Genomic DNA, 12,389 nt, shown 5'->3' with positions numbered 1-12,389 from the left:
TGCGACCACTAAGTTTTAATGCCGTAACCGTCTCATTCTGTTTCAATCCACGCACCCGCGTGGGGTGCGACTTATCTATTTTAATTGTAGGAGGCCCTGGTACAGGTTTCAATCCACGCACCCGCGTGGGGTGCGACGAGGCTGTGATGATAAAACAGATCCAAGCAATCTGCTTCAATCCACGCACCCGCGTGGGGTGCGACGTTATACAGTTCTGTTGTCATATCCAAAATAAAAGTTTCAATCCACGCACCCGCGTGGGGTGCGACTTGGCGAAATCGTTAAGTGACCCCAATGGTTTAGGTTTCAATCCACGCACCCGCGTGGGGTGCGACGTAGCCATAATTTAGTATTGCTACACGCTTATAAGTTTCAATCCACGCACCCGCGTGGGGTGCGACCGCGCACGGTAAACTTGTATTACTTGATAAACGAGTTTCAATCCACGCACCCGCGTGGGGTGCGACAGCATTAGTTAAATGCGGGGTCGTCAATGTATACGTTTCAATCCACGCACCCGCGTGGGGTGCGACCGTGATTATTATACTGGATTTTATGTGTTATCGGGTTTCAATCCACGCACCCGCGTGGGGTGCGACGGGCGTCCGTGCATTTATTTTGACGCATGAGCAAGTTTCAATCCACGCACCCGCGTGGGGTGCGACGTGTTTATGGACACTAAAATCGCGGTGGGATTTGGTTTCAATCCACGCACCCGCGTGGGGTGCGACATATTCGCAATCACGTGCCAAGCGTTATGACAATGTTTCAATCCACGCACCCGCGTGGGGTGCGACGATGAACAAGAATCGCTTGTGCGAAAAATGAAAAGTTTCAATCCACGCACCCGCGTGGGGTGCGACATTGCGCTTGCAAAAGGTACAGAAGTCATACTAGGTTTCAATCCACGCACCCGCGTGGGGTGCGACGCGCTTATCGAGCAACACAAGCTTTCCGTGTGCGCGTTTCAATCCACGCACCCGCGTGGGGTGCGACCGCTAAATGTAAGCTGTGTACGGTCATCAGTAAATGTTTCAATCCACGCACCCGCGTGGGGTGCGACAGCATGATTGTAACAATAAGAAATAAAATAAAAAATAGTTTCGATTCCGCTAACGGTTATTAAAATCATATTAATTATCTGATATTTTCATTATTTAAATAATTTATTAATAAAAATAAGAGGTTAATCAACGCTAATCTCTCATACATTAACTGTTGACTACAGGTAAGCGCTTATAAAATTAAGCTATCTCTTAGTGGATCAGGAATATCTTTAACACCATAATGCTCAACTTTTTCTTTACCCTTTTTACCTAAAAAATAAAAACGTAGGCTATCCAACTCAGAGTCAAAAATAGTCAGTAATTTATTTTTCAACACAATAAACTGCGCGGGATCAATTTCGCATTCAAACACTGAACATTGAACTCGCATCCCATAATCCAAACATGTTTTAGCGATATTGCGCAACCGCTTTTGCCCATCTGTTGATGTGACGTTCACATCATAGGTGATTAAAACTAACATATCATTTTACCAAGTACGGTGGATAATATTCTAAATCGCCACGCATGTAGCGTGCGAGTAATAACGCTTGGCAATGGGGTAATAAACCAATTTGCACCCGCTCTTGCAAATAGGGATGAATAATTTCTTCTTGTTTTCGTGCTTGATATGCGGCAAATAAAGTTTTACGAGCATAGTCTGTTAAATGTACAGCACCACTGGCTTCTTGAACAAAATCTTTGCTGGTTAATTGCTTTCGATTAATTAATGTCAAAACAAATCGATCTGCCCATGCAGCACGAAACTCTTCGAGTAAATCTAATGCCAAACTTGGACGACCTGGTCTTTCTTTATGTAAAAAACCCACAAAGGGATCTAGTCCAACGCCTAGTAAGGCCGAAAGACATTCTTGAGTAATGATTGAATAAACAAATGATAATAATGCATTGATTGGATCAGTTGGTGGCCTGCGCACTCGGGTTGAAAATGAAAACTCATTATTTCTGATTAGTTCATTTAATCCTGAAAAATAAGCCAGCGCTGCCTCACCTTCAAGGCCTAATAATTGTTGATAATCATTAACCTGTTCACAGCGACTTAAGCAATTGGCTAAACGATCACTAATAAGTTGCAATGAAGAACTTTCGCCGTGATTACGTATTTGTCGCAAATAAACGTAACGACTGTTAGCAATTTTTGCTCCGACAATTAATTTAGCTAATGAAATTACTTTTTGTTGATCATCCGCAAAACGATATTGAGTACGCCGAAGTAACACGTTACCCACTTGTCGCCCATAAATCCGTGCCAAAAATTTCCCTTGTTCAGTATAATACGAAATTGCAATGCCCTGCTCGCCACAATAACCCATTAAAGGTGGTGAGACAGTTACTTGGCCAAAACATACAATATTACCCACAGTCAGCGCTGGGAATTGCCCGAGTTTTTGATCGCCTTGTTTAATAATGATAGTTTCTCGTTCTTTATGTAAATAGGTATCTTGGCGTGTGATGTAAAGTGTATTGAGTAATTTTTTCATACTTTAAAAATCCCGTTTATATAGTTTTTTGATTGATCATTTTGGATTATTTTGGGTTCACAAAGATCGATTAATGAGCAGGAAAGGCAACGTTTGCTAAAAGTGGGCTTAGGCGTAATACCCGATTCGATCATTTCATGAGTATCAATAATAATTTTTTCCGTTAAATCTCGTAAAGACTGATCGATAATCATATACTCTCGTTTTCTAGTTTTCCAATACCAAATAGCAGCCTCGTTGATTTCAATATTTCGCATTTCTTCCAAACAAAATACCTGGGCACACAGTTGAACTTTATCCCAGTTTTCAATTTTTGGTTTGCCACGCTTATATTCGACTGGAAAATATTTTTTGGGATGCCTACCAGTAATTTCTAATAAATCAAGTTTGCCATTAATTTTTAAACGATGTGAAATAACGGCAACACTTCTTTCCGTACGAAAATAACCTCGTTGTTCGGCTTCACCACCGTCAACACGTTCATGTAATAATCGCCCTTCTGCTGTCCAAAAATTTTCTGCCCAAGCTTGCTCAATGTTGATTAAAGCACATTGCCTTGGGCAGAATGCGTAGTGTTGAAGGGCTGAAATTGGAAGATAATTATCTTCATTGATCAACATTTAATTTATCCAACAACACGTTCTAAGATCACTTCCTCCGGTAAATTCTCAGTATTAACATTAATTTGATAATCCTCAAAACAGCGAGGTGGTTTATTAGGATCTGAATTAACTAAAGTAATACGATTAAATAAATCTTTGGCATGTGCATTTCCAAGTTTTGATTGATGTTTAAATAAATATAAACCGCGGATATTCATTTCACCGCGAGCGGCTGAACGATCATGTTCAAACATATTTGTTAAGGCTTCTATTAGTAAATCCAAATCCGAATTATCAAATCCAGTTTGTTCTGCTAATGATGCGGAAATAAAACCGTGTGAACGATATAAACCATAAGGAACAGTAAATTTGCGTCCCATGGTTCGATTATCACCATCTTGCTTTTCTGCTTCAGCTTTAGTAGTTACAGCCATTCTCGTGATGGCATGCTCAGAAGAAATGATAGGATCATTAGAGCGGGCAAAGGTTAATTGTACTGGACCTCTTACTTGGCCACAATTTACCCCTGTAGACATCACCGCACCAAACGTACGAATGTCATAAAAATTGTCGCATAACCATTGACGCGCATCATTAACCTTATCGCCACCCTTACGCTTTTTACTATCTCCATCTAGTAGATGCTCAGCACCAATTGCTTTATAAGCTTCTTCATGAATATCATTTAAGATAGCTTTTTCTTTGATATAAATATTGAATCTTGGTTGCCCAGTGTTCACTAAGCTGACATAGTTTCTAATTTTTCGTTTTAAACAAACATCTGTCACTAATCCTTGTCCTGTTTCTGCATCTAATCTAGGTAAATTTCCTGCGTCTGGGTCACCATTGGGATTACCATCTTTAACATCAAACAACAATACAAAATCATAACGGTTTTCGATACTCATTTTATTCTCCTTCAGTGACATTTTCTTTTTTGGTGAAAAATGCTTGGCGTTGATGGTAATAACCAATCGCAAAGCGGCCTTGATCGGGTAAATTTAATTGCTTAGGAAATTCATGAAGATTTTCCATAATTTGTCCCAATAATTTTTCAAAATAAATTTTTCGTCCAGGACTAGCCAGTTTATTAATATGATGATTTTTCAAGCGCATTAAAATTGGCATGACATGAGCTGGCGTTCCCGATACGGCAGAATAATACTTATCACGAATAGTGGCATTAATCCCAGGGTTTGCTTCCTCTTGAATTTTTTCTAACACTGAAAATATACGTCCTAAGCAATAACCAATATTGTGATTACTTGGATCAAGTGACACGGTGATCTCCTTCTGTTGAGTTTGATGCTGAAATCTAGCTCTGCGATTTAAATATGCTTTAATTATTGCAGCGCGTTGTTGAGTAACATCTTGTTCTGCAGTAATGCGCCTTAAAACAGCCTGAAATAATGCTTCAGGATAAGGTAAGCCTGCTAAAATGCAGCGCATCCAATTGCCAGCAATATTCGGTGGAATATTGTCTGATTTTCCTTGTGCTGCTATAGCAATCAAGTATCGCCAAATAGAATAATAAGGTTTTTGGTTGCTCGAAAATATTATTTCCATATCATGGAAATGTTGTGCGATTTTTAATGAGCATTCTTCAATGGTTCCTACATGCCAAAAGCGAATTGATATTCTTGCCTGATTTGGCGATAAGCCTAGTATGTAGAAACTATTTTCTTTATCACTCTCAGGAAGCACCCCAGAATCAACCCCGTTCAAAAAACTTTTTACATTTTCAGTGAAGCGATCGGGATCATCTTTGTTAGGGCTTTCTTCGAATAATGAAGAAAATTCATTTTCAAAAGCTGACTTTTTTTGTGACCAAAATACAGTAGTAGCATCGCCGATTTGGATTTTTTGGTTGGAATCTTTACGTAATAAATGATTCAATGCAGTGGTATATGCAAAAGTCGCGGAATCACCAATTGGAGCATTTGATCCTTGTTCTTTAGCAAAAGATAAAAATGATTTCTGATTAAATGAAATAATATTTCCACCAGTTGATTTTGCATCTTTGACACCTTTAATAGATGGATGCAAATTTGCAATAGGTGCTATATCACCTGTAATTAAGCAAATACCCAGATCTTTATCACTAGGAGCTTGTATAATTTTATCAATTATCATTTTTTTCTGACAGACTAAATCCAGATCTCCACTTAAACGTATGGCCATAAATGGATTGGTTTCTTCTATTTCGGAAAAATTTTCGACCAATTTGATTTTTTCAATTGGATCATTTTTCAAAAAATTTAATATCGCACAAATTGCCTCATCATCATTAATATTAAATTCTATTATTCTATTAATAAAGGCTTGATGGCATTTTACAACTTGTTCATTAGTTTCAACTGACAGGCCTAATAAATATTTTGCATTATCCCATAGTAAATTCGCTTTTATACCAGCGGTTCGCTTCACAGATTGAGGAACAAGAAAAGCTTTAGCTCTTGATTGTGAACCAACTTTATAACGTGTGTCTTCAATTTGAACTAATTGTCCTTGAGCATCAATTACAATGACAAATGGGATTTCTTTATGCTCAAATCCTTTTGGTGCTATTTCACTTTCAGGATCTCTTATTTTTCGATCATAATAATCTTTTAATGCTTGCAAAATCATCCTCTCACCTCCTCACTATTCCAATCAGGAATGAGTATCACACCATTTTTCATTTCTGCATTAAAAAATCGTGGGTTTGGAGAAGATACATTCTGATAATCTAAATCATAAAGCATCCAACCTAAGGAACGAGTTTCATTAATTGGTTTTTTTTGATTTCCATTATCTAGAACCAACTTAAAATCACAAGAAAATTCTCGACAACCTAAATAGGGTTGATTAAAGCATTGTCCTTTTAAAGCACGACGTTCAAACATTGCAGTATATTTTCCATATTCTGCTGAAACATCTTTTGTTTGATCAAATATTAAATCCGCATACAGGCGATAACTGACATCTCGCAAGTAAAGTCCGGCTCGTTGCTGTCGATCCTCTTCAATATAAATTCCTAGTGAGCCTTTATTATTTTTCATGGCTGATGTGACTGAACTCGAAGAAACTACATTACTTAGCTCATTTCGTCTAGCCGATGTCCAGTGAATAGGTTTTAATACATCAATCTGTGTGATTTGCCAACGAATAGATGGTTTCCAAAAAATGGCTTCAAAAATCGAACGCGCAGATGAAGGCGTTATCACATCGTAGCTCACTCGTTCCACTTTCATTTCTGGCCTGGTAAAACAAGCAAAATCACCATTCACTTCTAAACAATAATTTGTTGGCATAATCCTCCCCTTTTCAAATCAAAAAATGCTTGTTTATTTATTACAAAAATATTCTTTAAAAAATCATATTTTCTGGTTCTGTTGAAAATAAATCATCAGAAACTAATAAGCCGCACTCTTCGCTATATGCGCTCGAAACAATCACTGAAAAAATTCCAAGCGCCACTTCTGCAATTGCTCCTATACTTAACAATTGCTTAAATTCATACTCATAAATATTAACAGTGTATCGTTGCAGTTTTCTTAATAAATATCGTTCTGGACCCGACTTTTCCAAAATTTCAATTAAATTCTTTCCTTCTTCTTTGTAAGGCACTAATATTTGTCGAGTCGCCGTATCATCAATAATCTGAAAATTTTTTGCAGCAGTCCTGAATTGTATAATCCCATCTTGCGCATCTTTGATAAGTGTATCCAAAATTTTATGCTCATCTGTTTCTGTATCAAAATATTGATTAAAATAATTTATAAATAAATGATGATCTAATGGATCGCCGTTTAAATTGTGCCACACATTTATTGTTGATTGTTCGGCATGAAGCAACATACCACGAGGCGACTGTTTTGGTGGCATAAAAACAATAACCTCCCCTTTATCGAATTTACCTTCACGATTACATCGACCAGCAGCTTGTACTATTGAGTCTAATCCTGCTAATGCACGATAAACAACAGGGAAATCCAGATCAACACCGGCTTCAACTAGTTGTGTACTAATTACTTTAATTACTTCATTGTTAGCCAATCTGTTTTTTATTTGTTGGATCACTTGTGAACGATGTTCACCGCACATGCGACCTGATAAATGCAAAGTACCATTCGGCATTAAGTCAAATAAATCTCGGCAATCTTTGCGTGTATTGACGATAGCTAACACCGATTTTTTCAGCGCTGTTAATTCATCGGCAATTTCAGACCAGGTTTTGCGTTGGTGAAAATCACAAGGTATTGTTACATTGACTCGCGATAAAGATTTATACACATTATTTACATCAGGAATAATCTCTTGACTATTATCCAAGCCCTTTAATTTAATCTGTTCAAAAGGATTTATACGCGTGGTAAAAACAGGCTGTGTTGCTGTGGATAATACTAAAGTTACACCATAGTGCTCTGTCAAAATTTTTAATATATGTAATATTGGTTGTAGGAAATTTGGCGGGATAAGTTGAGCTTCGTCAATAATAATTACTGAGTTAATTAAATTATGCAACTTACGACACCGACTACTTTTAGCAGCAAATAATGATTCAAATAATTGAACATTGGTAGTAACAATTATTGGCGCATCCCAGTTTTCCGTAGCTAAACGACTTTTAGAATTTTCTTTTTCAGGTTCTATATTAGAATGATGCTCAATAATTTGATCTCCAAAAATTTCTCGATATTGATTTGCAGTTTGCTCTATAATACTGGTATAAGGAATCGCAACAATAATTCGCTTTTTATGGTATTTGACAGCATGATCAAGTGCAAATGCCATACTCGCTAGTGTTTTACCACCTCCGGTTGGAACAGTTAAAGTAAATATTCCAGGTTCAGATGAAGCTTTCTGACGACAAGAATCCAAAATTGAGAATCGAATTTGATTAATGTGATTTTTTGTAGCAGTTTTAATTTTTATCTTCATATAATGATCGAATAAGGTTTTCAAAGTATCGATATCATGCCACTGTGATCGCTGTTTAAATTTTTCTGGTGACATGAATTTTTCGGTATCTAGAAAATCGGCATCGACTAAGCAAGAAAATAATAATCGAATCCATAAGTGCAATCCATTTGCATCTCCTTTGATTTTGGTTTTTGGCATTGTAAATTCAGTAATACTACTGGGAATATTATTAGCCAGTGCTTCGTCTAAATATTTTTTATTTTGAATCCGCATTTCTAAAGATGCATTTCCTGACTGGCTCGCACTCCAGTCAGGAAGCCCAGCGTGATGTCCTGCAATTAAATAAGCAATAATTCGCCCTATTTGTTTTCCCATTTTCTCCAAGGCATAAATCGCTCCTGTAGTTGAATGATCAACACGGCCTTTACCGTGTTCGATGTGAGCTTCAGCATCATAGCCCGAAACAGTTTTAATATACTGTTGAAAGCATGGACGATATTTTCCTAAGTCATGCCATAACCCAGCTAAGTATGCCCAGTCTTGATTAGCAAATTCAGAGGCCATGTGAGCCGCAATATTTGCAACGGACTCTAGATGTTCCTCTAGTGAATGAATAACCCAAACATTATTAACTTGTTTTACATGTGCAATTGGAATTTTATACAAGCAACCGTTTCCTTTGGTAATTTAACTCTATATATCTCTATATTAGAAATTCAGTTTATAGAAAGCCGTAATATAAACTACCTTAAATGGTTTGTATATAAAAACGTTAATTTTATGCAAATAATAAAATAATACGTATTTTTGACTATCTTTAATAATTAATGCGCAATTTATAGGAATTATTATCTAAATGGCAAATATTTATTACCCATGGTGCCGAAGGCCGGACTCGAACCGGCACGACTTGCGTCACTGCCCCCTCAAGACAGCGTGTCTACCAATTTCACCACTTCGGCATTTTGATAATAGGATCTCCTGCTACACTATTCCGTGACAGGCGTTTTTACAGGTAATGCTGAGCTTATCGGCTTCGCATTATTGTTGGTGGAGGGTTCGATAGGTACCGTTTTCGCAGGTGTGGTACTTGGAATTGATAAAATAGTTTGTTGACGTGATTGGTTAGAAGCAATATTGCCTAAAATTAAGCAGGTTACAAAAAATACGACGGCTAAACTACCAGTTAATTTGAGTAAAAATGGTGCTTTGCCTTGGCTGCCAAACACCGTTTGTGAGGCACCACTGCCAAAAGCGGCTCCCATATCAGCGCCTTTACCATGTTGAATTAAAATCAACACAATTAAAAAAATCGAAACGAGAACGTGAATAATGAGGATCAGCTGTTCCATTGTTTACTTACCTGCTTGTCGTAAAATTGCTAAAAAAGAATCTAATTTTAATGAAGCTCCGCCAATTAATCCACCATCTATATCTGGCATGGCAAATAATTCTTGCGCGTTTTCGGATTTTACGCTACCACCGTAAATAATTCTATAGGCTTGTGCTTGGGTAGGTAACTGTTTAACGATATGTGAACGAATGGTAGCATGAACTTCTTGTGCTTGCTTGGGTGAGGCCGTTTTTCCAGTACCAATGGCCCAAACGGGTTCATAAGCAATGATACCTCGTAAAAATGTTTCAGCGCCTACAAGTTTGATGATACTGTCAATCTGACCTAAGATAATATCGTAAGTCATATTATCCTGGCGCTCTGCCAGTGTTTCTCCGACACATAAAATGGGAATGACACCCGCTTCAATTAGGCGCGCAAATTTAGCAGCAATTAAATCGTTGCTCTCGTGATAGAGTTGACGGCGTTCTGAATGACCAATTATCGCGTAGTGGCAGCCGCACTCTTTTAACATCGTAGCGGAAATTTCGCCGGTATAAGCGCCTTGATTAAACTCACTCACGTTTTGCGCAGACAATTGAATATTGGATGCCACTAACTTGGGAGCCAACGAGGATAAATACACCGCAGGAGGTGCAATAACACAATCAACCTCAGTAAACTGATCTTGTGCGGATAATAAATCTGCAATAAATTGTTCACTACACAATTTATTGCCATTCATTTTCCAGTTTGCAACAACGAGCGGTCTACGCATCGATAAATTACCTATTGTGATTGTTGACTAGAGCGTGTTCACAATTCCAAGACTTATTTAAAAGCCCGATTTTTAATTGGCGTGAAGCTTAACCGAGTTCGGCAAAAGATACAAGTTTCTTACAGCCTGCTCTACATCTCCAATTTTGGCCATAAACTGCCGATTTTCTGACTCAAGCTTGGAGATGTTGAACAGACTCTTAGATTTAATTCTCTCGACCGGCTTTTTCCAGAGCAGCGGCTTTCAGCAATTTCTGCTCCAATGCGTTTATATCTGCAAGTGATAATTGCGTCAAACTTTTAATTTGAGAATAAGAGTACTTTTGCTTCAGCATATTAAGCGCAATTTCGTTGATACTTTCTAATTTACCTTCTAGTTTACCTTCTAACTTACCCTCTAACATACCTTCTAGTTTACCCTCTAACCTACCTTCCCGTATACCTTCTAACTTGCCTTCCATACGGCCACGTTCATGACCACGATGTTCAAATGCTTCAGCTAATGTCATCACTTTGCCTCCGAATTGGGGTGGTAATTTTTTCGCTGCACTGATCAAATCGTCTTCCGTCAGCGAATGGGTATTGGTGTTGAGAATATAGTTTAGCATAATTTCTGTGACCCAGTGAGTCCCTGCGGCGTCAATTTGATAGTTTACCAACAAAATCTGATCTAAATTAGGCTTGCTTGAACTCACCAAGGATTTCATTACCAAGGCAATAAAATTAAAGTAGGATACGGTGTTGATAAGCGCCTCATCAGCAATTTGACTCAAATCAATGAGAAAAAATGGTTTAAGAAAATAATTTTTCACCAAGTCTCGCGGAGCATCAATTAATTCACTTAAATCGGTGGGGTAAGGATAGGGTCGTGGGTTTTGATACACCACGATCGGATAAACCAAGGGTATTTTTTTCGTTTTATGATCGCGCACCTGTTGACGCATCGCTTGGGTCGTATATTCTAAAATTCGCAGAGGCATAAAAGCATCCGGCTGTGATTGATGTTCAATAATAATGGAAAGATATCCCAAGTGGCCTGCAAATTCACCCTGAAAAATCATATCACTAAACAAATAATTATTTTCACCGCTGACAAATGAGCTTGGATAAGGTTTGAGTTTTTCCCAACTTATTATTTTCTGGAGATCCAACGGCAAGTAACGATGAAAAAAATCCAAATAAACATCACGATGACTCATGGCGTTTTTAAAAAATTTATCATGCGGGTGCTGATTGGCTGCGCTGGTATTTTTCATTGTGGATAAGCCATAAAAAATTTATGGTATTATCATGAAAAAAATAATTTTAATCTGCCGTCTTATGCTTAAAGTTTATGAAGACCAGGCTTACAAAGTGTCACTGCTTGTCACTATTCTAAATTAGTAATATCTCCATAAAGCTTTTTGGCTTTATCGCCTGTATTTAGTGTGTTTACGGTATTTTGTAATTGGTTTTTTTCACCTAGGGTAATTTCAAGAAAATAGTCATTTTTTTCTTTTACCCAAGTTAAAAACTGGGTCAATTTTTCTGTTTTCTGTTCTGGTGTTAATCCTGCAATTAACTGTTTAATTTCACTCGATTGTTGCAGGTGTAATTTTTCTAACTCACTCCATTCTTTTTGTTGGGCGAGTTCTTCCATCGTCAGCGTTAATTTTTCAATCGATTTTAATTGTTGTTCAAATTGATTCACTATTTATTCTCCTGCACCATTTTTTCTGCGATTTCGCCAATGCTATCCCAGCCTTGTTTTAATTCTGAAATAACCTGAATCGATTCATCAATCAGCTTGAGATCATTTTTGGCATTGGCTTTGATAATATTTTGAATGAGAAATTCATAGCAGGTTTGCATATTCTCCAAGACTTGAACGCCAGCTTTAACTTCGAGTGTAGCATTAAGCGTTTGCACAATTTCAAGTGCCCTATTCATTTCATGCAATTTTTGTGGGGTATTTTTACTTTGAATTAAGGCTTTGGAACGATTTAAACGATCGATCACATTTTGCATTAATAATTGCACCATGCGATGTTGACTTGCCCCTTCGACTTCTAAGGCATTCATTTGATTATAAGCAGTGTTCATGGTTGGTTTCATAAGTTACTCCTTTAGTTTGCTGTCGATCTTTGCCGTAGCCTGGAACGGAGCGTAGCGGAGATCCAGGATCGGTGAAATTTTAAAACTTCGATCCAAGCTACCTGCGCCGGGGGGATATTAAAAAAAAAAA

Annotated in this window: 12 protein-coding genes, 1 tRNA gene and 1 CRISPR repeat array; all 13 genes read right to left on the bottom strand. The window is 37.7% G+C overall.

All coding sequences use genetic code 11. The features are described 5' to 3' along the window. Positions 1–39: 39 nt before the first annotated feature. Positions 40–1,063: direct repeats of the CRISPR family, unit length 32 nt; unit sequence GTTTCAATCCACGCACCCGCGTGGGGTGCGAC. Positions 1,064–1,236: 173 nt separating this feature from the next. Next, positions 1,237–1,530, bottom strand: a complete 294-nt coding sequence (gene cas2, locus KIT27_11600) for a CRISPR-associated endonuclease Cas2 (protein MCW5590291.1) — start codon at positions 1,528–1,530, stop codon at positions 1,237–1,239. 1 nt (position 1,531) lies between these two features. Continuing rightward, positions 1,532–2,548 carry a type I-C CRISPR-associated endonuclease Cas1 gene (cas1c, locus tag KIT27_11595; protein MCW5590290.1) on the bottom strand — a complete coding sequence of 339 codons (1,017 nt, stop codon included), beginning with the start codon at positions 2,546–2,548 and terminating at the stop codon, positions 1,532–1,534. Further along, entirely contained in the window at positions 2,545–3,168 is a 624-nt protein-coding gene (cas4, locus tag KIT27_11590; protein ID MCW5590289.1) for a CRISPR-associated protein Cas4, read from the bottom strand. The genes cas1c and cas4 overlap by 4 nt, the downstream gene beginning before the upstream one ends. Positions 3,169–3,173: 5 nt before the next feature. Continuing rightward, the gene (gene cas7c, locus KIT27_11585) at positions 3,174–4,058 is read right to left on the bottom strand and encodes a type I-C CRISPR-associated protein Cas7/Csd2 (protein MCW5590288.1); all 885 of its coding nucleotides are present in this window, start codon (positions 4,056–4,058) and stop codon (positions 3,174–3,176) included. A gap of 1 nt (position 4,059) precedes the next feature. Beyond that, a complete protein-coding gene (gene cas8c / locus KIT27_11580) occupies positions 4,060–5,778 on the bottom strand; it encodes a type I-C CRISPR-associated protein Cas8c/Csd1 (GenBank protein MCW5590287.1) in 1,719 nt (572 codons plus the stop codon). Further along, the gene (gene cas5c / locus KIT27_11575) at positions 5,775–6,443 is read right to left on the bottom strand and encodes a type I-C CRISPR-associated protein Cas5 (GenBank protein MCW5590286.1); all 669 of its coding nucleotides are present in this window, start codon (positions 6,441–6,443) and stop codon (positions 5,775–5,777) included. The genes cas8c and cas5c overlap by 4 nt, the downstream gene beginning before the upstream one ends. Before the next feature lie 55 nt (positions 6,444–6,498). Further along, entirely contained in the window at positions 6,499–8,742 is a 2,244-nt protein-coding gene (cas3, locus tag KIT27_11570) for a CRISPR-associated helicase Cas3' (protein MCW5590285.1), read from the bottom strand. A gap of 190 nt (positions 8,743–8,932) precedes the next feature. After that, positions 8,933–9,017, bottom strand: a tRNA-Leu gene (locus KIT27_11565). Between the two features lie 27 nt (positions 9,018–9,044). Beyond that, a complete protein-coding gene (secG, locus tag KIT27_11560) occupies positions 9,045–9,407 on the bottom strand; it encodes a preprotein translocase subunit SecG (protein ID MCW5590284.1) in 363 nt (120 codons plus the stop codon). Positions 9,408–9,410: 3 nt separating this feature from the next. After that, complete coding sequence (gene tpiA, locus KIT27_11555) at positions 9,411–10,166, bottom strand: triose-phosphate isomerase (protein ID MCW5590283.1); 756 nt, start codon at positions 10,164–10,166, stop codon at positions 9,411–9,413. Positions 10,167–10,371: 205 nt separating this feature from the next. Further along, complete coding sequence (locus tag KIT27_11550; GenBank protein MCW5590282.1) at positions 10,372–11,421, bottom strand: Rpn family recombination-promoting nuclease/putative transposase; 1,050 nt, start codon at positions 11,419–11,421, stop codon at positions 10,372–10,374. 113 nt (positions 11,422–11,534) lie between these two features. Then, complete coding sequence (locus tag KIT27_11545; GenBank protein MCW5590281.1) at positions 11,535–11,855, bottom strand: hypothetical protein; 321 nt, start codon at positions 11,853–11,855, stop codon at positions 11,535–11,537. Further along, positions 11,855–12,259, bottom strand: a complete 405-nt coding sequence (gene fliS, locus KIT27_11540; protein MCW5590280.1) for a flagellar export chaperone FliS — start codon at positions 12,257–12,259, stop codon at positions 11,855–11,857. The genes KIT27_11545 and fliS overlap by 1 nt, the downstream gene beginning before the upstream one ends. Positions 12,260–12,389 lie beyond the last annotated feature (130 nt).

Source organism: Legionellales bacterium (assembly GCA_026125385.1).
GTDB lineage: Bacteria > Pseudomonadota > Gammaproteobacteria > JAHCLG01 > JAHCLG01 > JAHCLG01.
The sequence above is the reverse complement of the archived record's forward strand: the minus strand, read 5'-3'. Positions and strand labels throughout refer to the sequence as shown.